Origin of the sequence: Candidatus Pelagibacter sp. HIMB1746 (assembly GCF_052047555.1) — a bacterium.
Lineage (GTDB): Bacteria > Pseudomonadota > Alphaproteobacteria > Pelagibacterales > Pelagibacteraceae > Pelagibacter.
Window position 1 is genome coordinate 1 of record NZ_JBNAJZ010000001.1, and the last position, 24,180, is coordinate 24,180.

30 protein-coding genes, 1 tRNA gene and 1 rRNA gene are annotated in these 24,180 nt (G+C 25.0%); 21 read left to right on the forward strand and 11 right to left on the reverse strand.

Annotated elements, in window-relative coordinates; all coding sequences use genetic code 11:
* The 5 genes from ACTTBM_RS00005 to ACTTBM_RS00025 all read left to right on the forward strand — a co-directional run.
* On the forward strand, positions 1-462 hold a 462-nt coding region (locus tag ACTTBM_RS00005), incomplete at its 5' end, for a hypothetical protein (protein WP_440634185.1).
* Positions 463-908: 446 nt separating this feature from the next.
* Entirely contained in the window at positions 909-1,541 is a 633-nt protein-coding gene (locus ACTTBM_RS00010) for a glycosyltransferase (RefSeq protein ID WP_440634186.1), read from the forward strand.
* Positions 1,522-2,352 carry a class I SAM-dependent methyltransferase gene (locus ACTTBM_RS00015; RefSeq protein WP_440634187.1) on the forward strand — a complete coding sequence of 277 codons (831 nt, stop codon included), beginning with the start codon at positions 1,522-1,524 and terminating at the stop codon, positions 2,350-2,352. The genes ACTTBM_RS00010 and ACTTBM_RS00015 overlap by 20 nt, the downstream gene beginning before the upstream one ends.
* Positions 2,352-3,467: a radical SAM protein gene (locus ACTTBM_RS00020; protein WP_440634188.1), complete on the forward strand. Its 1,116-nt coding sequence runs from the start codon at positions 2,352-2,354 to the stop codon at positions 3,465-3,467. Before ACTTBM_RS00015 ends, ACTTBM_RS00020 begins: the two co-directional genes overlap by 1 nt.
* Before the next feature lie 8 nt (positions 3,468-3,475).
* Positions 3,476-4,441: an NAD-dependent epimerase/dehydratase family protein gene (locus ACTTBM_RS00025; RefSeq protein WP_440634189.1), complete on the forward strand. Its 966-nt coding sequence runs from the start codon at positions 3,476-3,478 to the stop codon at positions 4,439-4,441.
* Here the strand turns inward: ACTTBM_RS00025 and ACTTBM_RS00030 are convergent.
* The 5 genes from ACTTBM_RS00030 to ACTTBM_RS00050 are packed head-to-tail and all read right to left on the reverse strand — an operon-like array spanning position 4,438 to position 8,339.
* On the reverse strand, positions 4,438-5,145 hold the full coding sequence (locus ACTTBM_RS00030) for a transaldolase (protein ID WP_440634190.1): 708 nt from the start codon (positions 5,143-5,145) through the stop codon (positions 4,438-4,440). The genes ACTTBM_RS00025 and ACTTBM_RS00030 overlap by 4 nt on opposite strands.
* 1 nt (position 5,146) lies before the next feature.
* The gene (locus ACTTBM_RS00035) at positions 5,147-5,671 is read right to left on the reverse strand and encodes an HAD-IIIA family hydrolase (RefSeq protein WP_440634192.1); all 525 of its coding nucleotides are present in this window, start codon (positions 5,669-5,671) and stop codon (positions 5,147-5,149) included.
* A complete protein-coding gene (locus ACTTBM_RS00040) occupies positions 5,661-6,959 on the reverse strand; it encodes a protoporphyrinogen/coproporphyrinogen oxidase (protein WP_440634193.1) in 1,299 nt (432 codons plus the stop codon). The genes ACTTBM_RS00035 and ACTTBM_RS00040 overlap by 11 nt, the downstream gene beginning before the upstream one ends.
* On the reverse strand, positions 6,956-7,663 hold the full coding sequence (locus ACTTBM_RS00045; RefSeq protein WP_440634194.1) for a glycosyltransferase family 2 protein: 708 nt from the start codon (positions 7,661-7,663) through the stop codon (positions 6,956-6,958). The genes ACTTBM_RS00040 and ACTTBM_RS00045 overlap by 4 nt, the downstream gene beginning before the upstream one ends.
* A complete protein-coding gene (locus ACTTBM_RS00050; protein WP_440634195.1) occupies positions 7,644-8,339 on the reverse strand; it encodes a sugar phosphate nucleotidyltransferase in 696 nt (231 codons plus the stop codon). Before ACTTBM_RS00050 ends, ACTTBM_RS00045 begins: the two co-directional genes overlap by 20 nt.
* 52 nt (positions 8,340-8,391) lie before the next feature.
* Between ACTTBM_RS00050 and ACTTBM_RS00055 the strand changes: the two genes are divergently transcribed.
* The 5 genes from ACTTBM_RS00055 to ACTTBM_RS00075 are packed head-to-tail and all read left to right on the forward strand — an operon-like array spanning position 8,392 to position 12,462.
* Positions 8,392-9,372, forward strand: a complete 981-nt coding sequence (locus ACTTBM_RS00055) for a GHMP family kinase ATP-binding protein (RefSeq protein ID WP_440634196.1) — start codon at positions 8,392-8,394, stop codon at positions 9,370-9,372.
* A gap of 2 nt (positions 9,373-9,374) precedes the next feature.
* Entirely contained in the window at positions 9,375-9,971 is a 597-nt protein-coding gene (locus ACTTBM_RS00060) for an SIS domain-containing protein (RefSeq protein WP_440634197.1), read from the forward strand.
* A 7-nt stretch (positions 9,972-9,978) separates the two neighbouring features.
* On the forward strand, positions 9,979-10,929 hold the full coding sequence (locus ACTTBM_RS00065; RefSeq protein WP_440634198.1) for an NAD-dependent epimerase/dehydratase family protein: 951 nt from the start codon (positions 9,979-9,981) through the stop codon (positions 10,927-10,929).
* Between the two features lie 2 nt (positions 10,930-10,931).
* A complete protein-coding gene (locus ACTTBM_RS00070) occupies positions 10,932-11,615 on the forward strand; it encodes a glycosyltransferase (protein ID WP_440634199.1) in 684 nt (227 codons plus the stop codon).
* Between the two features lie 10 nt (positions 11,616-11,625).
* On the forward strand, positions 11,626-12,462 hold the full coding sequence (locus tag ACTTBM_RS00075) for a glycosyltransferase (RefSeq protein ID WP_440634200.1): 837 nt from the start codon (positions 11,626-11,628) through the stop codon (positions 12,460-12,462).
* On the opposite strand, the gene ACTTBM_RS00080 is transcribed toward ACTTBM_RS00075, so the two are convergent.
* Entirely contained in the window at positions 12,435-13,463 is a 1,029-nt protein-coding gene (locus ACTTBM_RS00080; protein ID WP_440634201.1) for a hypothetical protein, read from the reverse strand. The two genes, ACTTBM_RS00075 and ACTTBM_RS00080, sit on opposite strands and share 28 nt — an antisense overlap.
* Positions 13,464-13,521: 58 nt before the next feature.
* Here ACTTBM_RS00080 and ACTTBM_RS00085 point away from each other — a divergent pair, with 58 nt between their 5' ends.
* The 11 genes from ACTTBM_RS00085 to ACTTBM_RS00135 all read left to right on the forward strand — a co-directional run bounded on the left by ACTTBM_RS00085 (position 13,522) and on the right by ACTTBM_RS00135 (position 22,188).
* The gene (locus ACTTBM_RS00085; RefSeq protein WP_440634202.1) at positions 13,522-14,784 is read left to right on the forward strand and encodes an O-antigen ligase family protein; all 1,263 of its coding nucleotides are present in this window, start codon (positions 13,522-13,524) and stop codon (positions 14,782-14,784) included.
* A 128-nt stretch (positions 14,785-14,912) separates the two neighbouring features.
* Positions 14,913-15,902 carry a UDP-glucose 4-epimerase GalE gene (gene galE / locus ACTTBM_RS00090; protein WP_440634203.1) on the forward strand — a complete coding sequence of 330 codons (990 nt, stop codon included), beginning with the start codon at positions 14,913-14,915 and terminating at the stop codon, positions 15,900-15,902.
* Positions 15,903-15,991: 89 nt separating this feature from the next.
* Positions 15,992-17,185, forward strand: coding sequence for a DegT/DnrJ/EryC1/StrS family aminotransferase (locus ACTTBM_RS00095; protein ID WP_440634204.1), 1,194 nt, complete (start codon positions 15,992-15,994; stop codon positions 17,183-17,185).
* Complete coding sequence (locus ACTTBM_RS00100; RefSeq protein WP_440634205.1) at positions 17,172-18,020, forward strand: NAD-dependent epimerase/dehydratase family protein; 849 nt, start codon at positions 17,172-17,174, stop codon at positions 18,018-18,020. The genes ACTTBM_RS00095 and ACTTBM_RS00100 overlap by 14 nt, the downstream gene beginning before the upstream one ends.
* A gap of 102 nt (positions 18,021-18,122) precedes the next feature.
* Positions 18,123-18,237 (forward strand): 5S ribosomal RNA (gene rrf, locus ACTTBM_RS00105).
* Between the two features lie 8 nt (positions 18,238-18,245).
* Entirely contained in the window at positions 18,246-19,139 is an 894-nt protein-coding gene (locus ACTTBM_RS00110; RefSeq protein ID WP_440634206.1) for an NAD-dependent epimerase/dehydratase family protein, read from the forward strand.
* Complete coding sequence (gene ykgO / locus ACTTBM_RS00115) at positions 19,129-19,254, forward strand: type B 50S ribosomal protein L36 (RefSeq protein WP_008545413.1); 126 nt, start codon at positions 19,129-19,131, stop codon at positions 19,252-19,254. Before ACTTBM_RS00110 ends, ykgO begins: the two co-directional genes overlap by 11 nt.
* A 4-nt stretch (positions 19,255-19,258) precedes the next feature.
* Positions 19,259-19,369 (forward strand): aa3-type cytochrome c oxidase subunit IV, encoded by a 111-nt coding sequence (locus ACTTBM_RS00120; RefSeq protein ID WP_440634207.1) that lies wholly within the window; start codon positions 19,259-19,261, stop codon positions 19,367-19,369.
* Positions 19,370-19,388: 19 nt separating this feature from the next.
* Entirely contained in the window at positions 19,389-20,477 is a 1,089-nt protein-coding gene (locus ACTTBM_RS00125; protein WP_440634208.1) for an NAD(P) transhydrogenase subunit alpha, read from the forward strand.
* Positions 20,478-20,481: 4 nt separating this feature from the next.
* Entirely contained in the window at positions 20,482-20,790 is a 309-nt protein-coding gene (locus ACTTBM_RS00130) for a proton-translocating transhydrogenase family protein (RefSeq protein WP_440634209.1), read from the forward strand.
* 3 nt (positions 20,791-20,793) lie between these two features.
* A complete protein-coding gene (locus ACTTBM_RS00135) occupies positions 20,794-22,188 on the forward strand; it encodes an NAD(P)(+) transhydrogenase (Re/Si-specific) subunit beta (protein ID WP_440634210.1) in 1,395 nt (464 codons plus the stop codon).
* Between the two features lie 62 nt (positions 22,189-22,250).
* Here the strand turns inward: ACTTBM_RS00135 and ACTTBM_RS00140 are convergent.
* The 5 genes from ACTTBM_RS00140 to ACTTBM_RS00160 all read right to left on the reverse strand — a co-directional run bounded on the left by ACTTBM_RS00140 (position 22,251) and on the right by ACTTBM_RS00160 (position 24,180).
* Positions 22,251-22,327: transfer RNA gene (locus ACTTBM_RS00140), tRNA-Met, on the reverse strand.
* A gap of 6 nt (positions 22,328-22,333) precedes the next feature.
* Complete coding sequence (rpsU, locus tag ACTTBM_RS00145) at positions 22,334-22,528, reverse strand: 30S ribosomal protein S21 (protein WP_075484443.1); 195 nt, start codon at positions 22,526-22,528, stop codon at positions 22,334-22,336.
* A 75-nt stretch (positions 22,529-22,603) separates the two neighbouring features.
* A complete protein-coding gene (locus ACTTBM_RS00150) occupies positions 22,604-23,173 on the reverse strand; it encodes a cell cycle transcriptional regulator TrcR (RefSeq protein ID WP_440634211.1) in 570 nt (189 codons plus the stop codon).
* Positions 23,174-23,404 (reverse strand): 50S ribosomal protein L31, encoded by a 231-nt coding sequence (gene rpmE, locus ACTTBM_RS00155; RefSeq protein ID WP_440634212.1) that lies wholly within the window; start codon positions 23,402-23,404, stop codon positions 23,174-23,176.
* Between the two features lie 35 nt (positions 23,405-23,439).
* A complete protein-coding gene (locus tag ACTTBM_RS00160) occupies positions 23,440-24,180 on the reverse strand; it encodes an inositol monophosphatase family protein (protein ID WP_440634213.1) in 741 nt (246 codons plus the stop codon).

The following is a 24,180-nucleotide window of genomic DNA, read 5'->3' on the forward strand; positions in this document are numbered from 1 at the left end:
TATTTATTCTACGCTGAAATACGTGATAATTTAGGATTTATTTTTTTAATTTTATATTTAATTTCTTTTTTTTATTTTTATAGAAAAAGAAAAAGTTTATTTAATTTGAATATCTCATCTATTTTATTTTATCTTATTTTCGCAAAACAAATAATTCCACATAATTTTATGATGATGTTTTTTTTAACAACTGTTTTTTTGCAAGTAATTTTGTTAATTAATGATTATGTAAAAGAAAAAAAAATAAAAATTTTTTTTCTTCTAGTTATTTTTATAAACATAATTTATATTAATTATGTAAATCCCACCGTGTATAATATAGATAAAAATTTAGTAAAAATTTACCAAAATGAAGATAAAACAATAAGTTCCTTAGAATTAAAAAAAGATAAAGTTGGATTATATCATAAATGTTATTTTTTTATTGAAAATATAATAAATAATAGAGAGTTAAAAAATTGAAATTAATAATTCAGCCTTATTGTGATTGGGACGGTCATTATTATGATTATATAAATAATCTTAAAATTAGAAATTCAATTAAAATTTACTGTGATAATAAATTAAGAAAAATTAATCGTTCAATATTTATTAAAACTGTAGTTAAAGATTATAGGTATAATTTTATTTACTTTATACTTTCAAGAGTACTTAATTTTTTGAGGGTTATTTTATTTATAACTTTTAGCTATAAAAATAAAAGTCAAATAAAAACTATCCATTTTTTAGAATTTGAACCAATTTCTATATTAATATATTTTATTCTTAATATATTTAGATTACCAAATGTCATAATTACGATTCACTCAATTAATCCCACTTTCAGTAATTCATTCTTTAAAAATCTTATTATATTTTTTCAAAGATTCTTATTTATAATTGTAATTTTTTTATTAAATCTTTTTCCAGTGAAAATTGTTGTTCATTCACAAAACCATAAAAATAAACTATCCAAAATTTTTAAAAATACAATTAAGGTATTTAATTATCCATGTGAAATTGTAAAAAAAAATAATTTAAACCAAACATATAATAAAAAAATTTTATTTTTTGGTTTGGTTAGAGAAGATAAGGGAATAATTGATTTTATCAAAAAAAATAAGCTTCAAAAACTAACTCTTACAATTGCCGGAAAAGTGAATGCTAAAAGTATGTATCAATTAATGAAGTACAAAAATTTAAAAATAACAATCAAAAATAAATACTTTCATAAAAAAGAGTTAGAAAATTTATTTTTAAGTCATGACTATTTACTTTTGCCTTATAAAAAAGGTTATGCAGGATCTGCTGGCCCTATGCATATATCTTTATCTTATGGTTTGCCAATAATTTGTTCAAATATTGAGATATTTAGAGATTTTTTAAAAAAAAATAAAGTTGGGGTATTATACAATGATTATAAATTTGAAAAAAATATCTTATCAATTAACAAAAAAAAATTTCTTCAAATGAAAAAAAATTGCATTTCGTTCTCAAAAAAAAATACTTGGTTTCACCTTGGCCAAAATTATGAAACACTGTATGATGAAATTGAAGCATAAGGACCTTATAAAAAAAGATAATTATTATTCAAAACTAAAAGAAGATTTTAGTAATTTGCAGATTAAAAAGTTACAAATAAATCAAAAAAAATTAGTGGATTTTGGAATATTTAAGAATAACACCTCTTATGGAGCTTATTATGCCTTATACAAAAAAAAGAATTTTAATTGGGTCAAAAGTCATAGTGAAATAAATAAAAAAAAAACAATTTATATAGCAAAAAATTTAAAAGGAATTTTATCACTTATGTTTAATTTTGAACCAAATACTATAATAGATATCGGTTGTGGTACTGGTCATATTACGTATTCACTAAGTAAAATTTTTAAATTAAAAAAAATTATAGGTGTTGATCCTTCAAGATATGCAATAAAATTTGCCTCCAAAAATTTTAAAAAAATTAATTTTAAGTGTAAATTTTTAAGTGACTTAAAAAAAAAAAATGAGGGTGAGTTTGATATTATTTATTTAAGAGAGTGCTATCCATTTACACGGAACAATGATTTAAAAAAAATTATATTGAATATTAATTCAGTCTCAAAACTTCTTTCAAAAAAGGGTTTAATAGTTTTTGAAAATTATTCTCATCTAAAAGGAATAAACGTTAATTTCGATTTAATAAAAAAAAAATTAAATAAATCATATTATCTTACTAAATTTTTAAAGCTTCCGAATCAACTTTATTGGATTTATTCATTTAAAATGAGCCAAAAATTCTATAAATTAATATCTTTTTCAATCCAATTTTTTTATTATCTAATAAATAGACAGCCAACTTTTTATGTTATATTAAGACCAAAAAAAAAATAATGTTAAATTTCATCAAATATTTAAACAGAAATACTTTTTCGTTAAATAAAGTGTTTAATAGATTTAAAGTCATAAAAGAATATTCAAAAAAAAAAAATGAATTAGCTTCATTTCCAAATATGATTCACATTGAGCCTACAAATCATTGTAATCTTGGCTGTATAATGTGTCCACAACCTAACGAGATGCAAAGAATAAAAGGTATGATGAATTTAGATTTATATAAATCTATAATTGATGAATTAAAACATACTCCAGCAGAGTTTGTATATTTGCATCAGTTTGGAGAATCGTTACTGCATAAAAAGATTACAGATATGATAGACTATGCTTCTGAAAATGGTTTGCAAGTTGGTATGTCAACTAACGGAACTTTATTGAATGAAAAAATTTCTGAAAGAATACTTAATTCAAAGTTAGATTTTCTGACTTTATCACTGGATGGTGCTACTGAGGAAAGTTATGACAAAATTAGACCAGGAGTAGGTATTTACACAAAAGTTGCAGGTTGGAAAAATGTTGAAAAAAATATATTCAATTTTTTAGACTTGAGAAAAAAATTAAATTCTAAAGTTCATATAGTTGCGCAAACAATTTCGATGAAAGGTAATGAAAATGCGATTGAAGTTTTGAAAAATAAGTTCGATAAATATGATATTACATTTTCAAACAAACCTTTTAACGAATGGGGCGGAAAAGTTGAGGAAATTAACAATCTTTCCACAAATGAAAAGCCAACTGATCCAGATAGAATTTTATGTGAAAAACCTTGGAGATTATTAACAATTACTTGGAATGGTGAAGTCGTGCCCTGTACTAGATATTTTGATAATCAAGATACTTATGGAAAGTTTCCTGAACAAAGTCTTCAAGAAATATGGAATAGTGAAAAGGCAAAAAACTACAGAAAACTTCATGTTAGTGGAAGAGAAAATGTTGATTATTGTAGCACCTGTTCATTGGATGGACCTAATGAAGTTGAAAGACAAGCTTTAAAAATTTTTGATGTTATGTTTTTAGAAAAGTTTATGTATGATGATAACACTTTTTTCAGACATAGAAAATTTGGAAGTTTAGTAGAAAAGTTATTTGGTAGAAAAAAGAAGTTACAATAAATTTATTTATGAAAAAAGCATTAGTTACAGGTGCTACTGGGCACTTGGGGTTTAATTTATGTTTGGAACTAAAAAAAAAATATAATGTTTTTGCTTTTTGTAGAAAAAATTCAAATATAAAAAGATTACAAAAAAATAATATTAAAATAATATATGGTGATGTTACTAAATTTGAGGATTTTTACTCTGCATCAATTGGAAAAAACTATATAATACATGCAGCCGCAATATATTCTCATGATGAAAAATTGAGAGATATTACACTAGATACTGCAATAAAAAGTGCAGAAAATTTTTGTAAACTTTTTTTAAAACTTAAAATCGATAAAGGTATCTATATTAGTTCAGTTTCAGTGCTTGGTCTTAATTATTATGAAAATATCAAAAAAAATTTAAAAATAATCAATTCTTCAAATGATCCGTATGTAAATTCTAAATTAACTTCCTACAAAATAGTTAAAGATGAAATCAAAAAATATAAATTTCCAATATCTTTAGTTTTGCCAAGTTCCATGATTGGTTTGAATGATTTTAGAATTACACCTTCTACATCAAATATTAAAAATATGATTAAGACTCCAATTGGTATTTATGTTAATGGTGGTATTAATCTTGTTAACGTTACAGATGTTTGCAAGTCAATAGCTCTGATTTTAAAGAAAAAAAATAATAAGACTTATATTTTAAGTGGTCACAATATAAAAATTAAAGATTTAGTAAAAAAAGTAAGACAAATATCAAATAGAATAGATTTTAGTTTAATGTTATCAAAAAGTTTTTTTATATTTCTTTATAATTTATTTAAGTATACTGGACTAAATTTTTTGGTACCTTTCCCTTTAAATATAAATCAGATTAAAAATATAGGTAAATTTTCTTATTTTGATAGTGTAGATGCAAAAAGGGAAAAGCTATTTAAAAATACTCCATTAGAAAAAACTTTAAGACAATGTATTAGAAATTTGGATTATTAAATTTTATATCCAACAGCTTTTGCATCATTGTAAAAATCTTTTATCGTATCGAGAGAGTATTTATTTAAGTTGTAATTAATCAGTTTTATTTTTTTTAGAATATCAGGTGTGACAGTTATAATTTGACATTTCAAATTATTAGCCTCAAATATATTAAATAACTCTCTAGTGCTTGCCCATAAAATTTCTACATTTTTATGTTTTGAAAACATTTTAACACTTTGTTTAATTATGTCGGCTGGGTTTCTTCCTGTGTCTGCAATTCTTCCAGCAAAAATAGAAATTATACTTTTTGATTTAGGATTTAAATTATTTTTTAAAATTTTAACCTGACTAATAGTAAAAACAGCTGTTATGTTTAAATTAACTTTTTCATCTGAGAGTTTCTTAATGATCTTATGACAACTTTTGCCTTTAGAATTTGTTATCGGTATTTTAACATATACATTTTTCCCCCATGAAGAAATTATTTTAGCTTGCTTATACATTTCCTCATGTTTATCTGAGAACACTTCAAATGATATAGGTTTTATTTTAATTTTTTTTAAAATTTTTTTTGCAAAAACACTGTAGTTTTTAATTCCTGCTTTTTTCATTAGACTTGGATTTGTTGTCAAGCCTTTAATATGTTTGAGCTTATTTAAGTCCAACATATGTTTTTCATCTGCTCCATCAGCAAATATTTTAATTTTTAATTTATGCATATTAGCTTCTTATAATTTTTTTGATGTCTTTTAAAGTTTTTATTAAGTGATTAAAATTTTTTGGTTTTTTTTCGTTATAATTGTTGTTTATATATATAGTTTTCGTTCCAGCGTTAATACCAGCTTCTATATCTTTGTACCTATCACCTACAACGTAACTTTCTTTCAAATTTATATTCCATTTTTTTTTAGCGTCAAATATCATTCCTGGGTTTGGTTTACGTCTGAAGCACTCATCTGTTGAACAATAACAGACAAATAATTCATCAATTAAAAGTTTTTTTGAGATAAAATTATTTATTTTAATAACTTCCTTTTTTTTTATTTTTTTTTTTGCTACATCAGGTTGGTTTGTAAATACAAAAATTTTAAATTTTTTTTTTTTTAGAAACTTTATTATTTCAAAAGCGTCTTCATCAATAATAAGTTCCTCCAAATTTTTTGGTGGATAAGGTTTTTTATTCTTTATTACTGCTTTATTTAAAACACCATCTCTATCAAAAAAAAAAGCTTTATTATTTTCCATTAAATTTTTTAGCTAGTTCTATTCCTCTTCTCACCGCCTCATCTGAATTTATATACAAAAACTGAGCATTTCTTCCTAGAGAGTAAATCCCTTTTTTATTAATAAAGTTTAAACATGTATTTAAATTTTGTTTATGTTTAAAGTCTCTAACAACATAAGCATACTCTGTTCTTTCAACATTTGTGTATCGCAATTTTACATTTTTTAATAAGTTTGTTTCCAAAATCTTTTTGTAACAATGATTAATAAAAAATTTATCACTTTTTTCATAAATTCCATCACCTTCGTTGACAGTAATCTCAAAGTTAATCAAAATATGATTTTTAGGAACACAATTTTTCGAAAAATTGTGTGGGAAGGATACTCTATGAAATAAATAATTCTTATTAGGAAAATAAATAGCTGTATAAGGTATTTTTTTATTTGTTTTGAAACCTAAACTAATTTGAATAAGTGAATTAGATTTTAGATTTTTTGATGCCTTTAAAACTTTTTGTGGTACCTTTAAGAAATAAGTTAATAGATCTTTTATTGGAATGGTTGATACAATTTCATCACAAACAATTCTTTCATTTTTGCTCTCAATTATCCATTTTTTTTTCACTTTATAAATATTCTGAATTGTAAAATTAGTTTTTATATTTTTACATTTTCTCTCTAAAGCTTTGCAAAATTCTTCATATCCTCCTTTTTTTGGATAATAGAAATATAGTTGATGAGTATATCCTTCAGTTGGTATTCCAACAGCAGTTTTAATTAATTCTTGGTTAGATGAAATTGGAACTCTTCCATCAACCCAGTCAAAATCCATTTTTTCTGCTTTAGTGTTCCAAATTTTTTCATTATAAGGTAGGAGATACTCGTTAGTTAAAAAATTTCCAAAATTGAAATATAACCAGTCCTTAAAATTCTTAGGTTTATTTTCTTTGTTTTTATTAAAAATAAAATCGTTTAAACAATTAAATTTTTCTTTTGGGGATAAATCATTTATTCCATTCTCAAAAGGGTATTTTAATAATTTTCCCTTATAGAAAATTTTATTATCTCTTTTTCCAATTAAAATATTATTTTTAAGTAACTTTACCATATATTTTAATATTTTTTTGTTTTTTGAAAATAAAATATGTGGTCCTCCAATGTCATAAGTAAAATTTTTTTCTAATTTTGTTTGGCAATGTCCTCCACATTTTTTTTCTTTTTCAATGATTATTGTTTGATGGTTTGAATTTGCTGAGAAAGCTAATCCAGAGATACCGCCCCCTAAAACTGCTATAATTTTTTTTTTCATATTATTTGTTTTTTTATTTTTTGATAATTTAAAATAGTTTCAAATATAACTCTAAAAATTTTAAAGTATGGAAGACCTCTAGAAACCCTGTTTTTTGATGCAAAATATTTTATATCAACTTGTTTTATTTTTTTTTTATTAAAAATAAATTTTAAAAAAATTTCACTTGAAATTAAATTTTTTGCCACAAGACCACTTCTAAGTATTTCTTTTAAAACACTTGTCCGATACATCTTAAATCCACAATCATAATCTTTGTAATTTGTATTAAAAAATATGTTACAATAAACAGTTAGGCCTTTAGTTAAAATTTGTCTAAACAAACTATCAAACCTTTGTACTCTATTACCTGCAATTAGGTCAAATTTCTTTTTGGAAATAATATTATAAAAATTAACTATTTCTCTATGATCAAATTTATTTCCAGTATCACTATGTAAAATAAATTTAGAATTGGAAGCGTTAATTCCTTTCAAAAGAGCTTTTGTATAACCAAGTCTTTTTTTTGAGGAAATCAAAGTAATTTTTTTTCTTAGAGATTTTAATTTTTTCGTTGTTTCATCTTTGCTACCATCCTCTACTACTATAATTTTAAATTTTATTCCTTTTAAAACTTTTATTATATTAAGTATTTCTTTAACGATTGTTTTTTCTTCATTATGAGCCAAAAGAAGAACAACTAGATCACAATTTTTTTTTTGCATATTTTTTAAATTCTTTTAAGGAAATTTTGTTTCCAATTTCATAAAATCTTCTTTTTGCTTCAAAAAAAGAAACATTGCTATTTTGAATTTGTTTCACTATTATTTTTTTCAAATCAAATCTAGAATTTTTTATACCTTTAAAAGCTTCTTTATTAATACACAAAACACCATAATCAATATGCTCTGCCTTATTAGAATTTTTATTATATTCAAGAATTTTATTATTTTTTATAAATAAATTACTTTTATCGTATTTGTTTTTGTTTTTAAGAGCAGTAATTAGTAAATGTTTTTTATTTTTTAAGAATTTTTTATAAACTTTGTCATAATTTATATTTAGATAGCTATCTCCATAAATAACAAAAAAATCGTTGTTTATAATTTTTAGACAATTTTTTATTGCACCACCCGTTCCAGAACAATATTTGGTATCCTTGATTATTGATATAGATTCATTCTTAAATTTTTTATCAATATATTTTTCAATAACCTGACTTTTATACCCTGTAGAAATAATTATTTTTTCAAAATTAAATCGTAATAGTTGTTTTAATTGGTAATACAAAAATGGTTTATTGTTTATCAAAACCATTGATTTAGGTATATTTTTGGTTATAGGTCTTAATCTTGTTGCTTTTCCGCCAGCAAGTATGATGATAGGTGGTTTTTTTTTCACACATATACGTATATATAAAAATAAAATAATTAAAATTAAATATAATTAGTCTATGTTTCTTAGCAGATCACCATTAAGAATTTCACTTGCAGGTGGTGGGACCGATTTACCATCATACTATAATTTAAAAGGAGGATTAGTAATTAGTGCTGCAATAAATAAATACATTTACGTAACAGTTAACAAGACTTGGAAGAAGAATTTTTTATTAAAATACTCTGAAATAGAAAAAAAAAAAACAATAGGCTTAATAAAACATAATGCAATAAGAGAAACATTAAATTTTTTTAAAATTCCTGATTATTTGGAAATATCAAGTATTTCAGATGTTCCAGCTGGAACAGGACTTGGATCTTCAGGTACTTTTTTGGTAGGATTAATAAACGTTGTGAATTCATTTTATAATAAAAATTTGAGTAGATATGAGCTAGCTGAAAATGCATGTAAAATTGAGATGGATATTTTAAAAGAACCTTCTGGTAAGCAGGATCCTTTTATTTCTAGTTATGGAGGTTTAAAGATAATAAAAATTTCAAAAAATGGTAAAACAAAAATTGAGGAATTAAAAATCTCTCAAGATTTTAGTGAGGAATTAGACGATAGTTTTCTAACTTATTTTACAGGTTACACAAGACAATCAAAAAAAATTTTAGGAGAACAAGAAAAAAAAACAAAAAAGAAAAATAAAGAATTAATACAATCATTAGATTTTGTGAAAGATATAGCAAAAGAGACGATAAGTATTTTTAAAAGAGGTTCTGTTCAGGATTATGCAAATTTGATGAATGAACATTGGAACTATAAAATGAAAAGGTCAAAAAATATGAGTTCTAATAGCATCAATAGCTTAATTGAATATGGTTTAAAAAATGGAGCTTTAGGAGCTAAATTAATTGGAGCAGGAGGTGGTGGATTTGTTTTATTTATTACAAAAGATAAGTTAAGACTACGTTCGAAAATGAAAAATTTAAAGTTACAGGAGCTCAAATATAATTTTGATTACGATGGTTCTGTAATATTAGGAAGAAATTAATTATGAGCTTTTCAGAAAAATTTATTCATAAAAATATTTCATCATTAAGTAAAGTTAATACTAAACTTCTAGATAAAATGGTATCAATTTTGGTACAATGTAAAAATAATAATGGTAGATTGTTTTTAATTGGAGTCGGAGGATCAGCCGGACATTGCAGTCACGCAGTTAATGATTTTAGAAAAATTTGTAACCTTCAATCATTTACACCCACAGACAATGTGTCTGAATTAACGGCAAGAATTAATGATGAAGGTTGGGAAAATTCTTACAAAAATTATTTAAAAGGATCTAAATTAAACTCTAATGATGTAATAATGGTTTATTCTGTTGGTGGAGGTTCAAAAGAAAAAAATATCTCTGTTAATCTAGTAAATTGTATTGATTACTCTAAAGAAATTGGTTGTAAAATTATATCTGTGATAGGCAAAGAAACTGGATACGCAAATAAGAAGTCAGATGTATGTTTAGTTTTTGATATTGATGATAGTAATTTTGTTACACCAATTACCGAAGGTTTAACTTCGGTAATTTGGCATTTTTTAGTTAGTCATCCAGATTTAATGGAAAACAAAACAACTTGGGAATCAATCAAGTAAATTATAAATGAACTTATTTGTATCTGGAGGTGCTGGTTTTATAGGAAGTAATTTAGTAAACGAAATACTAAAATATAGAAAAATAAAAAAAATTGTCATTTATGATAATTTTTCCTCTGGAAAGAAATGGTTTTTAAAAAAAAGTAAAAAAATTAAAATTATTAAAGCTGATTTAAAAGATGAGAAGAAGCTAAATAGTGCGATTAAAAAAACTGATTTAGTTTATCATTTTGCAGCAAATCCAGATATAGCAGCAGCTGTTAAAAATCCTGATATTGATTTTGTCGAGGGAACCATTCTTCTAAGAAATGTTTTGGAAGCTATGAGAAAAAATAAAATTAAAAAAATCATTTTTGCCTCAGGTAGTGGTGTATATGGTGATAAAAAAAAAAAATCATTAGTAGAGGATAAAACTATTACCAACCCAATTTCAACTTATGGTGCAAGCAAATTGTATTGCGAAAATCTAATTGCATCATATTCTAACCTTGTAGGAATAGCTGGTATCTCATTTAGATTTGCTAATGTTTCTGGTGATAATTGCACTCATGGTGTTTGTTATGATTTTGTGAGAAAATTATTTAAAAATAAAAATAAAATCAATATTCTTGGAAACGGTAAACAAAGTAAATCATATTTACATGTTTCTGATGTTGTTAGTGCTTTGATTAAAGCAAAGAATTTAAAATTTAGTAATCATCAAGTTTATAATTTATCAACCAGAGATTTTATATCAGTAAATGAAATCTTAACTTTAGCTTTAAAAGCTTTCAAAATAAAAAAAATTGAAAAAAAATATACAGGAGGCAGTAGAGGATGGAGAGGGGATGTGCCAATAGTGAGAATTAATGATAATAAATTTAGGAAATTTGGATGGTATAATAAAAATTCAAGCAAGGAAACTATTATAAAGACAATTAAATTTTTAATTACAAATAAAAAAAATTATAGATTTTAATTATGATAAAGTATGGGGATAGAATTAGTGTTGCTATGATCTCAATGAATGAGGAGGGGTCAATAAAAAAAATTGTAGAAGAGATATTTAATATAGATGATAGAATTGAAATTATCTTGGTGGATAGTAGCACGGATAATACATTTGAAATAGCAGAAAAACTTGGAGTTAATGCAATAAAACAATTTCCTCCAAAAGGCTACGGTTTAGCAATGGATCTTGCATTAAAATCTTGCACAAAAGAAATTATAATAACAATGGATTGTGACTCAACATATCCAACTGATAAAATTGATTTTTTATCCAAATTAATTTTTGAAGAAAATTATAAACTAATAGATTGCAATAGACTTGAAAGAAAACCTCAAAATATGAGATTGATTAATTATATTGGTAATAAAATTTTTTCAATATTTGCTAGCATATTATTTTTAAGAAAAATACCAGATCTTCATTCTGGAATGAGAGCATATAACAAAGAGACGTTAAACAACATAAATTATTTTGCTAATGGCCCTTCTTTACCAGTTGAGTTATTGCTTTCGTTTTATAAAAGAAAGTTAAAATTGAAACACATAAATATAAATTATTTTGAGCGAGTAGGAGAAAGTAAAATGGCTCCCTTGGAAACATCTATATGGACTATTAAGAGAATTTTGAAAGTAAGATTTGAAAGTATTTCTTAAAAATTAGAATTTGAAAAAAAAATATAAAAATTTTTCTGTCATCATGTCTTTATATGATGGAATTGATATTTTATTGTATAAAAAATCACTTAAAAGCTTGTTAAATCAAACATGCTTACCAAAAGAAATTATAATTGTTTTAGATGGTGTAAAAAAAAAAAAATTAATTGAAGAAACTTTAAATTTTCAAAAAAAATTTAAAAATTTAAAAATTATCAAAAATTCAAAGAATTTAGGTATTTCAAAATCTTATAACAAAGCTCTTAAATTTGTAACTTATGAAATAGTGGCCATACAAGATAGCGATGATATTTCATTATCAAAAAGATTTGAAATTCAGTATAAATTTATCACTTCCAAAAAGTATATTTCAGTTTTAGGATCCTCAGTTTATGAGAAATATCTAAGTTCGGGAAAAATAATCTTAAAAAAAAATCCTTTAAAACTTCAACAAATTAAAAAAAATTTATCATTTAGAAATCCAATGAATCATCCAACGATAATGTTTAAAAAAAAACTATTAGTTTCGATTGGAGGATATAAAGAAATTAATAGAATGGAAGATTATTATCTGTGGATAAGGTTGATCAATTCTGGAGCTGTTCTTGAAAATTTAAAAAGACCGCTTGTTATTATGAATGTAAAAGAAGATTTTTTATTAAGAAGAACAGGATTTGATTTGGTAAAAAGTGAAATTTTAATACAATTTTCATTATTCAGATATAGGTTAAATAATTTTTTTATTATGATAATGCTCATGTTGTTAAAATCAATTTATCATTTAACACCTAGCTTTATAAAAAAATTAATTCGTATTTTTTATTTTCGAAACTTATTAAATAAGTAAATAAGGTAAAAGTTTGGAATAAAAGCTAGTAGAAAAAAAATATTTTTGAAATATAAATAATATAATATTGCAAAAACAAGATTTATTAACGATATTATTATTATTTTTTTTAGAACATAAAAATGACTCATACCTCCAATAATTGTAGGAGCTAAGAAAAAATAATCGAACAACCTTGCCCATGGCGGTATTCCATTTAGTGTTTTTCTAATTAATGTTAGGTTTATGTCAACTAAAGGATATAAGAATAAAATAATCCCAAAAAACATATAATCTATTTGTGCAAAAAAAATTATAAGATAACCGTTTATAAATCCTATAGGTATACTTCCTGTATCCCCAAGAAATACCTTAGCTTTTGGCCAATTAAAAATTAAAAAAGGTAAAATTAGAGAAAGCATTATAACGGAAATTAAAGTTGCTGGGTATATTTGGTTTTCTAAATATGAAAATATAATAATACCCAAATAAAGTACAAAAGAGCAAACACCCACGACGCCATCGGATCCATCAATAAAATTATTAGTATTAATTATTAAAACAAAAAAATAAACAATAATTAAAAGTTCAAGCTTTTGAGGTAGAAATTCTAAAATTGGAAATTTAAATATAGGAAGACTTAGATAACATATAGTAATGTGAAAAATTAATCTTATCGTAGGATTTATTTGTTTAAATTCGTCTAAAACAGAAATTAACAATAAAAAAAAAACACTTATTAAAAGTAAGTAATATCTTGATGAATAATTTATAAATAATTGAGAAAATTCTTCTGAGTAATTATATAGCAAAATATTATTAAATAAAAATAGGAGTACTAAGATTAGGCCAGTATTATTAAAAATTTTATTGTTATGATAAGAGTGATCGCTAATTTTTAAGAAAAAAGTATGATTAATTTTTGCTTTAGTTAAAGCGTAAATAGCAAAAAAAAATATAGCTAAATTAAATATGAATAGATAATTAATTAGTTTTGAGTTAAATAAAATTGAAAATTCCATTTAATTAATTTGTATAAATATAAACTGGTTTGTATACAATAAATTTTAAATAAGTCTGATGGATAATTATAATAAAATAGCATTTTATATTGTTTTAATTTTTCCAGTTGCTTTGATTTTAGGCGCTCCCTCTGTTAACTTTTTTCTTATATTAAGTTCAATATATTTTTTATATCGTAAAATTAAAAACAAAGAAAAAATTTTTAGAGAAAAATGGGAATATATTTTTTTAATTTTTTGGATTTATTTGATTATCATTAGTTTTTCTTCTATTGATTTATTTAAATCTTTTAAAGCAAGTTTTTCACAAATAAGATTTTTACTTTTTTCATTATTTTTAGGATTTTACTTAAATTTATTTTCTAATTATAAAAAAATATTTTTCTTATGGAAATTAATATTAATTTTTGTTTGTTTTGATGTAATCTATCAATTTTTTAATGGAGTAAATTTTTTTGGTTTTCCAGCCGAACATTTCACACCTGGGGTTTCAAAATTTTCACATATAGCCAGATTAGGAGGCGTATTCAATGATGAATTAGTAGTCGGAAGCTTTCTAGCTAAGTTATCTTATCCGCTTATTTTTTACTTGGCATATACATTTCAATCAGGCAAATTATACATGAAAATATCATCATTAATTTTAATAATTTTATTATCTGTAACTATTTTCATTACTGGTGAAAGATTAAGCTTTCTAATTATTCTTTCAGCCATATTTTTTGCTTCATTATTTATCTTAGATTTTAAAAAAATAATTATTTTAATAGTTTTATTATCAAGTGTAGGTTTAATATTTTATGAACAAAATCGATTTTTAAAAACTAGAGTTAAAGAAACTATTCAAATAATTTTAAATATACAAAATTCTAGCTATGGAAGAATATTTCAATCATCTTATGACGTATGGAAAAAAAATAAATTAACAGGATCAGGTTTAAAAAACTATCATAACGAATGTGTCAAACTAGAGGATAATAATAAAAAAAATTCTATTTTCCCATATTGCTCTCCAACGCACTCACATAATATTTTATTACAGGTTATGTCAGAAACAGGACTTATTGGGTTGATAATATTTGTAGTTTTATATTTCTATTTGTTAAAATATTTACTAGTAAAATACAGCAGGATAAAACATGAACTAAATGATGACATTAAATCAATATTTGTGGGATGTTATGTGTTCATTCTAATTACTTTGTTTCCATTTATAACATCAGGAAGCTTCTTTACTTCTTGGAATGCATCGTTTTTTTGGCTTCATATAGGTTTAGCATTATCAATACTTAATAAAGAAAATTTATATTATAAATCTTAAAATATAGGAGAATTTCATAAAGATTGTGTATAATTTATTAATTACAAATAATAATAAGACAGTTAGATAATATTAAACTTACAAAAATTTTTCTCATAAATTCCATACTTAATTGATATAAGATTTTAATGAAACCAAATATATTGTTAACAGGTGGTGCCGGCTATATTGGTAGTCATGTAGCTCAAAAATTAATTGACTCTGGTTTCTCAGTGACAATTATTGATAATCTTATTACAGGTAATTTAAAATTAGTTCCTAAGAAAGCTATACTTAAGATTTGTGACATTGATGATACTAAAAAAATATCAAAAATCTTAAATTCAAAATCATTTACCGCTGTATTACACTTTGCTGGATTAATCAGGGTAGATGAGTCTGTAAAATTTCCAAAAAAATATTTTTTATATAATTATAATAAATCAAAAGATTTTATTGAAACATGTATTTCTCACGGCTTAAATAAAATTATTTTTTCCTCTACAGCAAGTGTCTATGGAAAACCAAAAAGTATTGAAGTAAGAGAAAATGATAAATTAAACCCAATAAATCCATATGCAAAATCTAAACTTAGATTTGAAAATTATTTGATTAAGAAAAAAAAACAGGGAAAGTTAAATTATGTAATCTTAAGATATTTTAATGTTGCAGGAGCCGATTCAAAGTTAAGAAGTGGTTTAATTTCAAAATATTCAACACATTTAATTAAGGTTGCGTGTGAAGTAGCTGTAGGTAAGAAAAAAAAGTTAATTATCAATGGAAATAATTACAATACTAGAGATGGAACTCCAGTAAGAGATTATATTCACGTTTCTGATTTAGCTGAAATGCATATAAAATGTTTAAATTATATGATCAAATCTAAAAGGTCTGATATTTTTAATTGCGGATATGGAAGAGGTTATTCTGTAAATGAGGTTATAGAAAATTTAGAAAAAATATTGGGAAGAAAAATAAAAATTGAAATTGGACCAAGGAGATTAGGTGATACGCCTCACGTAGTAAGCAATATTAGTAAATTTAAAAGAAAATTCTCTTTTAAGCCAAAATTTGATGATATTAAAATTATATTAAAGTCAGCATTGTTATGGGAAAAAAAATTAAAAAAAATAAGATAAAAGTAATAAACTGTCATATGTAAATTTAAAATATGCAAATTTTAATAAAATTTAACTTTTTAAGAAAAATTGATAATTAAATCCTAAAAATGAATTATCCACTACTAGAAAATGCATTTACAAAACATGATCTTAATGAAGGTGTAAAAGTTTTAAAAAGCAGACAGCTCACTATGGGAAAAATTACAAAAAATTTTGAAAAAATTTTTGCAAAAAGAATTGGCTCAAAATATGCTTTAATGGTTAATTCGGGTTCATCTGCAAATTTATTGATGTTGTCTGCTATAGTAAATCCTTTATATAAAAAAAAACTAAAGTTTAATGATGAAGTTTTGATACCTGCGATTTGTTGGTCTACGTCTTTATGGCCTATTGTACAACTTGGCTTAAAACCTGTTTTCGTTGATGTCGATGTAGATACATTAAATATTTCTATTAAAGATTTAAAAAATAAAATTACAAAAAATACTAAAGCCATAATGTGTGTTCATGTGCTCGGTATCTCATCAGATATGAATGAAATTAAAAAAATTTGTAAAAAAAAAAATATAATAATTTTGGAAGATACATGTGAAAGTCTTGGGGCAAATTTTAACAAACTATCTTTAGGAACCATAGGAGAATTTGGAACTTATTCTTTTTATTATTCTCATCAAATAACGTCTGGTGAAGGTGGAATGATTGTTTGTAATAATTTAGAAAACTACAATATACTTAAATCTTTAAGATCACATGGGTGGTCTAGAGATACAATTTTTCACAAAAAATATAAGAAGAAATATAAAAATTTAAATGAAAAGTTTTTATTTATTAACTCAGGATATAATTTAAGACCAACGGAGGTACAGGCAGCTATAGGACTAAGCCAATTTAAAAAATTAAGATATTTTAAAAATATAAGAAACTCAAATAGAAATAAGATTATTTCTTATTTAAAAAAATCTAATAAATGGGATAACCAGTTTCAGTTTGTTGAAATTAATAATAAAATTGAACCAAGTTGGTTTGGATTTGCTCTATTGATAAATAAAGAATTTTTAAAAAATAAAAATTATTTTTTAAAATTTTTAGATCAAAAAAAAATTGAGACAAGACCTATTTTAAGTGGAAATTTTTTAAATCAACCTGCTGCAAAATTATATAATTTTAACAAAAATAAAAAATTTCCTAATGCTGATGAGATCGAAAAAAGAGGTTTTTTTATTGGATTACATACAAAAAAAATCAATAGTAAAACTTTACAATACCTTTGTGAAAATCTTTTAAAAATTGAAAAAAATTAAATTAAAAATTGGTATTACAGGTGGAAGAGGTATTCTTGGCACAGAGTTTAGAAAGTATTATAAAAATAATTTTAATTTTATTATTTTCAAAAATGATATCCGTGTAAAAAAGCATGTTAATCGATGGGTAAAAAAACACAAACCTGAAATAATAATTCATTTAGCGGCAATGGTTTCAACTAAAGAAGTAAATCAAAACAAAAAAAAAGCTAAAAGTATTAATTATACTGGAACTAAAAATTTGGTTGAAGCTTTAAAAGATAATAATTTAAAACCCTGGTTTTTCTTTTCATCCACTTCACATGTTTATAATTTTTCCAAAAAAAAACTATCAGAAAAATCAAGATGTAATCCTATAAATTTTTATGGTAAATTAAAATTAGAAACAGAAAATTATTTATTAAAAAATAAAAAAAATATAAAAATTTGTATTGCTAGAATTTTTAGTTTCACCCATCCAAAACAAAATATTAAATATTTTATACCTTCAATTTATGATAAAATTCTAAAAAAAAAGAAAATTTACAATAATTTACTAAATAAAGAATATAGAGATTTTTTAAGCACCAAAGATATTTGTGCAGCGATTAAAATTCTTGTAGATAAAGAATTTTGTGGTGTGGTCAACATCTGCAGTTCAAAATCTATAAGTTTAAATGATATAGCAAAATATTTAAAAGGAGATATTAATAGGATCAAAGTAAATCCCCCTATAACTAACAAGGAAAGTAAATCTAATTATTTAATTGGAAATAATAAAAAAATACTTAAATTAGGCTTTAAGCCACAATTTGATATTAATAATATTTTGAATGATTATATGAATAAAAAGTAAACTCATCAAAATTTTAGTAATTTTTTGGGATTTAGTCATTATTTTAGGAAAAAAAGTAATAATAATATTTACAATCAAATCTTAAAAGTGTAAAAGATTACGCCTGGTAATTATTGCGAAAGAGTAATACCCGATACCATTCCGAACTCGGAAGTTAAGCCTTTCAGCGCCGATGGTACTTTGTCTTAAGACATGGAAGAGTAGGACATTGCCAGGCTAATCTAAATGAAAAATCTCATTATTGTTACAGGTGGAGCAGGTTTTGTTGGATCAAATCTAATAGAGTTGTTGTTGAAGAAAACAACTTATAAAATCATTAGTTTAGACAATTATTCATCAGGAACAAAAAAAAACCATTTCAATAATAAAAGAGTTAGCTATTTAAAGGGTGATACAGCTAATGTTGCAAAAATATTGAATAAATATAAAAAAAAAATTAACTCAGTATTTCATTTTGGTGAGTTTGCAAGAATTTTTCAAAGTTTTAAAAAGTTTGATGAATGTTATCAATCAAATTCAATAGGTTCAAAAGCTGTTTTTAAATTTTGTTTAGACAACAAAATAAAACTAATTTATTCAGCAACCTCAGCTTCATTAGGTAATAAAGGAAATGATAAAAATCTTTCTCCATATGCTTTTACTAAATCAAAAAATTTAGAATTATTAGAAAATTTAAAAAAATGGTTTAATTTTAAATTTGAAGTTATTTTTTTTTATAATGTTTATGGAGCAAGACAAATTAAGGTTGGAGATATGGCTACAGTAATTGGTATATTTGAACATCAATATGAAAATAAAAAACCTATAACAGTTGTAAGACCTGGTACGCAGTCTAGAAGATTTACTCATATCAGTGACACCGTTCGTATTTGTTATGAGGCTTTTAAAGCAGATAAGTGCAAATATTACAGTATTAGCAATAAAAACTCTTATTCAATACTTGAAGTTGCAAAAATGTTTAAAAGTAAAATAAAGTTATTAAAACCCAGATTAGGTGAAAGATATGCATCTGCTATGACTAAAATAGCAATTAATAACAAAATAATACAAAAATATGGAAAATTACAATTGAAAGATTATGTAAGTTCCTTTATTAAGAGCCAGAATTATGAAAATTAAAAGTTCATTAAAATCAATAAAAAAAAGAGACTTAAACTCTAAACTTGTCAGAAGAAGAGGTAGGGTATACGTAATTAACAAAACTAACCCAAAATTTAAAGCAAGACAGAAATAATTTTATGGACCATGAAAACCATAAAAATACTTGGAATAATTTTACTAAATTTGTTTTATGGGGAACAGTCGCTGTAATCACAGTTCTAGTTTTAATGGCATTATTTCTTTTATAATTTCTTATTACAAATTTTTATGAATCTTGCTTCAATTTCAGAAAACCATAACATTGAGAAACGAATAGCAATTACCCCGGAAATTGCAAAAAAATATATTAGTTTAGGATTTAATTTAACACTATCTAATAATTATGGAACTCATTTAGGTTTTAGTGATGAAGACTATAAAAATTTAGGAGTTAATTTTATAAATAACGAAGATGAAATAATTAAAAGTTCTGATATTATTATTCAATTAGGATTACCAAATGAAGAAAAATTATTATTATTTAAAGAAAATCAAACTTTAATTGGTTCATTAAATACTTTTTTAAATAAAGAAAAATTAGAGAATTTAAATTCAAAAAAAATAAATTGTTTTTCATTGGAGTTATTACCACGAATAACAAGAGCCCAATCAATGGATATCTTATCATCACAAGCTAATCTCGCTGGTTATAAAGCTGTTGTTGAAGCTTTCCAAGTTTATGAAAAAGCAATTCCAATGATGATGACAGCTGCTGGAACTATTCCTGCTGCAAAAGTATTAGTAGTTGGAGCAGGAGTTGCTGGACTACAAGCAATAGCAACTGCAAAACGTATGGGAGCTGTTGTATTTGCTACTGATGTCAGAATGGCATCTAAAGAACAAGTAGAAAGTTTAGGTGGAAAATTTTTAACAGTTGAAGGATCTGAGAATTTAGAAACTGAAGGTGGTTATGCAAAAGAGGCTTCAAGTGAATTTAAAAAAAAACAAGAAGAATTACTTTCAGAAACATTAAAGAAAATTGATATAATAATTTGTACTGCTTTAATTCCAGGTAGAGAAGCACCTAAAATTATTAAGGAAGATATGTTTAAAAATTTACAACCAGGCTCAGTTATTTATGATTTAGCAGCTGTTCAAGGAGGAAACACTGTTTTTACTGAAGTCGATAAAATTATTGAAAAAGATGGTGTTAAAATTTTAGGTGAGGCAAATATACTAAATAAATTACCAGTTTCAGCTTCTAATTTGTATGCAAAAAATTTATTTAATTTTATCACAAATTTATATGATAAAGAAAACAAGAAACTAAATATTAATTTAGAAGATGAAATTATAGAGAAAACACTTATTAAATAGTATTATGGAAATAGATCCTTTTATATTTAGATTAAGCATTTTTATATTATCAATATTTGTAGGTTACTATGTCGTATGGAGTGTAACACCCTCGTTACATACACCATTGATGTCAGTCACAAATGCAATCTCTTCAGTAATTATAGTTGGCGCGATCATTGCAGCTTTATCTGGAAGTGAGGGAGTGGTGTTTTCATCATCTAGTATTTATGGATTTTTAGCGATTATATTAGCAGCGGTTAATATTTTTGGTGGATTTTTAGTTACTCAAAGAATGCTTGCTATGTATAAAAAAAAGAAAAAGGAAAAATAATAAATGTCAGCAAATTTATCTGCAATTCTATATCTAGTATCAGGGGTGTTGTTTATCTTAGCTTTAAGAGGATTGTCTTCTCCTGAAACTTCAAGACAAGGAAATCTATTTGGAATTATCGGAATGATAATAGCTGTGACTGTAACATTTCTTTCAGTTGGAAATTTTAGTTCTGGATTTATTTACGTTCTAATATTTTTGGCCATTGGCGGAACTATAGGAGCTTTTATTGCATATAGAATACCAATGACAGCAATGCCAGAATTAGTTGCTGGATTTCATAGTTTAGTTGGTTTAGCTGCAGTTTTTGTAGCAATTTCTGCATTTATTAATCCAGCTGCATTTAATTTAGGCACACCAGGAAACATTAAACTCGCAAGTTTAATAGAAATGGCAATCGGAGCAGCAGTTGGTGCAATCACTTTTTCTGGGTCTGTCATAGCATTTTTAAAATTACAAGGAATAATGTCAGGTGCGCCCATAACTTTTAAAGGTCAGCACTTATTAAATGCTTTATTATTAGTGTTAATTGTAATTTTATCAATTTATCTTTGTTCATCACAATCAGCTAATTTATTTTGGATATTAATAACAGTATCTTTTTTAATTGGATTTTTAATTATTATTCCAATTGGAGGTGCAGATATGCCTGTAGTAATCTCAATGTTAAATTCATATTCTGGTTGGGCAGCAGCTGGCATTGGATTTACTTTGGAGAATACTGCACTAATCATTACAGGAGCTTTAGTGGGATCTTCAGGTGCCATACTTTCATATATAATGTGTAAGGGAATGAATAGATCATTTTTTAATGTTATCTTAGGTGGTTTTGGTGCAACCGAACAAACTTCTGCTGGTCAAAATAAAGAACAAAAGCCAGTAAAAAGTGGTAATGCTGATGATGCAGCTTTTTTAATGAAAAATGCATCTTCAGTTATAATAGTTCCAGGTTATGGTATGGCAGTAGCCCAAGCTCAACATGCTTTAAGAGAAATGGTTGATACACTTAAGAAAAACGATATTAAAGTTTCTTATGCTATTCACCCTGTTGCAGGAAGAATGCCTGGTCACATGAATGTACTATTAGCAGAAGCTAATGTTCCTTATGATGAGGTATTTGAATTAGAGGAAATAAATAATGATTTTGCAAATGCAGATGTTGCTTTTGTAATTGGAGCCAATGATGTAACTAATCCTGTTGCAAAAACTGATCCTCAAAGCCCAATATTTGGTATGCCTGTTCTTGATGTTGAAAAATGTAAGTCAGTTTTATTCGTTAAGAGAAGTCTTTCACCAGGATATGCAGGTATTGATAATGATTTATTCTATAAAGAGAATACTTTAATGTTATTTGCTGATGCTAAAAAAATGACTGAAGACATTACCAAGAATTTATAGTTTTATAAATTCTGGAGATCTAAATATCTTAAAAAGTTTAGTTAAACATTATTTAATATAATTGGTTGCGGGGGACGGATTTGAACCGCCGACCTTCAGGTTATGAGCCTGACGAGCTACCAGACTGCTCCACCCCGCGGTATAACTAAATTCTGTTTTTAAGCTTGTTTAACTTTTTAACTCTTTTAATGTTTTCTTGAAGAATTCTTTTTTTCTTTTCAGAAGGCTTTTCATAAGTATTTTTTAATTTAATAACTTTAAAAAAACCGTCTCTTTGTAGTTTTCTTTTTAAAACCCTTAATGCCTGTTCAACATTATTATCTTTTACTTCTATTTTAATAACTACCTCCAAAAAAGTGGTTTGATATCACTTTTATTAATTTATGTCTATTGGTTTTGTTCACTATATACCTGCTTAATTTATTTTACTTTGTTTTTCTTTTTCTTTTTTTTCTCTTTTAATTCTTCTCTCAGCTTTTTCTATAGCGTCAATGAGATCTTTTTGAGAAAATAGGTTTAGTGCCACTGGGTCTTTAGGGTTAAGATTGTTGTAGTTCCAATAACTCTTATTTCTTATTAAGGTAACTGAGTTTTTTGTAATTCCAACTAACTTTGCTATCTGAGAGTCTTTGAGAATATTGTGTTGTCTTATGAGCCATAAAGCTGAGTCTGGTTTATCTTGTCTTTTTGAAAGAGGGATATATTTTTTTATTTTCTTTTCATTGTTTGAGATTTCAATGTCATTATTTTTGATTTGCAATGGTCTGCTCTCATCTTTTGATGATAATTCTATTTCTTCTCTTGAAAGCTGTCCTGAAATAATTGGATTATAAGCTTTAATTCCTTTTGCAACTTCACCATCTGCTATCCCTTGAATTTCCACTTCGTGCAGATTGCAGAAATCTGCAATTTGTTTAAATGTTAGTGTTGTATTTTCTACTAACCAAACAGCAGTAGCCATTGGCATAAGAGGTGCATTTGACATTTAACTTTTCTTTTCTGATTTAAAATTTTGAAATTTTTTATTAAATTTACTTATTCTACCTTTGTCCATCAACTTCTGTTTTCCACCAGTCCAAGCAGCGTGTGATTTAGGGTCAATTTCGAGTTTAAGTACATCACCTTCGGAACCCCAAGTTGATCTTGTTTCAAATTGTGTCCCGTCCGTCATTTCAACTTTAATAGTATGGTAGTTTGGATGAATGTTTTTTTTCATGACGTGACTTATAGCAAAAGAATTATTGAAAACAATTAAAAGTTAACTAATTTTTCAAGCATTTTATCACTAATTGCACTACTTGAGGCTCTAATATCAATATTTTTTATATCTAATTTATTAATTTTATTGACTGTTCCACCTGCTTCTTCGACCATCAGAACTCCTGCTGCAATATCCCAAATATTAATTTTGTTATGAAAAAATCCATCAAGTCTTCCTGAAGATACATATGCTAGATCAAGTGCAGCACATCCAGTACATCTCATGTTAAGGTCACTAAATTTTACTCCCTCATGGTTACTCGAGAACAAACAATCCTCAATAGAGCTTTTTTTTGAAACTCTTAGTCTTTGATTATTCAAGTATGCTCCCCTATTTTTTTCAGAAAAAAACATTTCATCTTTTATTGGGTCGAAAATTAATCCACTTATAATTTCGTTGTTAGACATGTGGGCAATACAAATAGCAAAGTGTGGAATACCGTGAAGAAAATTAGTTGTCCCATCTATTGGGTCTATAATCCAAAAATTTTCTTTGTCCTTGTTATTTATCTTGCCAGTTTCTTCTGTTATAAATGAGTAATTTTTTTTCGATTTAGATAATTCTTCTATTAAAATTTTTTCTACATTTTTATCTGTTTTTGTAACAAAATCGTTAGGGCCTTTTTTAGAAACTTGTAATTTTTCTACTTCACCAAAATCTCTGATTGCAGATTTAGATGCTTTTTCAGCAGCCTTTATCATCAAGTTAAGATTTGAAGATATTGATATCAT

Excerpts from the sequence above, each read along its gene's own strand:
- ACTTBM_RS00035 (WP_440634192.1), bottom strand. The coding sequence starts at position 5,671 with ATGGAAAATAATAAAGCTTTTTTTTTTGATAGAGATGGTGTTTTAAAT.
- ACTTBM_RS00160 (WP_440634213.1), bottom strand. The coding sequence starts at position 24,180 with ATGATATCAATATCTTCAAATCTTAACTTGATGATAAAGGCTGCTGAA.
- galE (WP_440634203.1), top strand. The coding sequence starts at position 14,913 with ATGAAACCAAATATATTGTTAACAGGTGGTGCCGGCTATATTGGTAGT.
- ACTTBM_RS00125 (WP_440634208.1), top strand. The coding sequence starts at position 19,389 with ATGAATCTTGCTTCAATTTCAGAAAACCATAACATTGAGAAACGAATA.
- ACTTBM_RS00060 (WP_440634197.1), top strand. The coding sequence starts at position 9,375 with ATGAGCTTTTCAGAAAAATTTATTCATAAAAATATTTCATCATTAAGT.
- ACTTBM_RS00070 (WP_440634199.1), top strand. The coding sequence starts at position 10,932 with ATGATAAAGTATGGGGATAGAATTAGTGTTGCTATGATCTCAATGAAT.
- ACTTBM_RS00025 (WP_440634189.1), top strand. The coding sequence starts at position 3,476 with ATGAAAAAAGCATTAGTTACAGGTGCTACTGGGCACTTGGGGTTTAAT.
- ACTTBM_RS00015 (WP_440634187.1), top strand. The coding sequence starts at position 1,522 with ATGATGAAATTGAAGCATAAGGACCTTATAAAAAAAGATAATTATTAT.
- ykgO (WP_008545413.1), top strand. The coding sequence starts at position 19,129 with ATGAAAATTAAAAGTTCATTAAAATCAATAAAAAAAAGAGACTTAAAC.
- ACTTBM_RS00045 (WP_440634194.1), bottom strand. The coding sequence starts at position 7,663 with ATGCAAAAAAAAAATTGTGATCTAGTTGTTCTTCTTTTGGCTCATAAT.
- ACTTBM_RS00085 (WP_440634202.1), top strand. The coding sequence starts at position 13,522 with ATGGATAATTATAATAAAATAGCATTTTATATTGTTTTAATTTTTCCA.
- ACTTBM_RS00080 (WP_440634201.1), bottom strand. The coding sequence starts at position 13,463 with ATGGAATTTTCAATTTTATTTAACTCAAAACTAATTAATTATCTATTC.
- ACTTBM_RS00040 (WP_440634193.1), bottom strand. The coding sequence starts at position 6,959 with ATGAAAAAAAAAATTATAGCAGTTTTAGGGGGCGGTATCTCTGGATTA.
- ACTTBM_RS00065 (WP_440634198.1), top strand. The coding sequence starts at position 9,979 with ATGAACTTATTTGTATCTGGAGGTGCTGGTTTTATAGGAAGTAATTTA.
- ACTTBM_RS00120 (WP_440634207.1), top strand. The coding sequence starts at position 19,259 with ATGGACCATGAAAACCATAAAAATACTTGGAATAATTTTACTAAATTT.
- ACTTBM_RS00110 (WP_440634206.1), top strand. The coding sequence starts at position 18,246 with ATGAAAAATCTCATTATTGTTACAGGTGGAGCAGGTTTTGTTGGATCA.
- ACTTBM_RS00020 (WP_440634188.1), top strand. The coding sequence starts at position 2,352 with ATGTTAAATTTCATCAAATATTTAAACAGAAATACTTTTTCGTTAAAT.
- ACTTBM_RS00055 (WP_440634196.1), top strand. The coding sequence starts at position 8,392 with ATGTTTCTTAGCAGATCACCATTAAGAATTTCACTTGCAGGTGGTGGG.
- ACTTBM_RS00150 (WP_440634211.1), bottom strand. The coding sequence starts at position 23,173 with ATGTCAAATGCACCTCTTATGCCAATGGCTACTGCTGTTTGGTTAGTA.
- ACTTBM_RS00095 (WP_440634204.1), top strand. The coding sequence starts at position 15,992 with ATGAATTATCCACTACTAGAAAATGCATTTACAAAACATGATCTTAAT.
- rpmE (WP_440634212.1), bottom strand. The coding sequence starts at position 23,404 with ATGAAAAAAAACATTCATCCAAACTACCATACTATTAAAGTTGAAATG.
- ACTTBM_RS00030 (WP_440634190.1), bottom strand. The coding sequence starts at position 5,145 with ATGCATAAATTAAAAATTAAAATATTTGCTGATGGAGCAGATGAAAAA.
- ACTTBM_RS00135 (WP_440634210.1), top strand. The coding sequence starts at position 20,794 with ATGTCAGCAAATTTATCTGCAATTCTATATCTAGTATCAGGGGTGTTG.
- ACTTBM_RS00130 (WP_440634209.1), top strand. The coding sequence starts at position 20,482 with ATGGAAATAGATCCTTTTATATTTAGATTAAGCATTTTTATATTATCA.